This window comes from Paraburkholderia sp. SIMBA_030, assembly GCF_046535245.1.
GTDB lineage: Bacteria > Pseudomonadota > Gammaproteobacteria > Burkholderiales > Burkholderiaceae > Paraburkholderia.
Genome location: NZ_JAWRXB010001631.1, coordinates 1 through 236, shown reverse-complemented (window position 1 = coordinate 236; position 236 = coordinate 1). Strand labels below are relative to the sequence as shown.

Annotated in this window: 1 protein-coding gene; it reads right to left on the bottom strand. The window is 63.1% G+C overall.

Going from position 1 to position 236, the window contains the following annotated elements:
• Nucleotides 1–236: ATP-binding cassette domain-containing protein (locus tag SB772_RS45530; RefSeq protein WP_410839218.1), on the bottom strand; the 236-nt coding region annotated here is incomplete at both ends.

The following is a 236-nucleotide window of genomic DNA, read 5'->3' as shown; positions in this document are numbered from 1 at the left end:
CGATGTCTTCGCGGGATGCTTCGGGTCGGCCCAGGGCGATGTTATCGGCGACCGAACCGCTGAAGAGGAATGCCTCCTGTGTAACCATCACCACGGCCCGGCGGAGGTCGGTGGTGGAGAGGTCCCTCAGATCGATGCCGTCCAAGGTGATGGCGCCTGAGGTGACATCGTAAAAGCGGGCAATGAGCTTGGCCAGCGTGGACTTTCCGGCCCCGGTTTGGCCTACCAAGGCCACG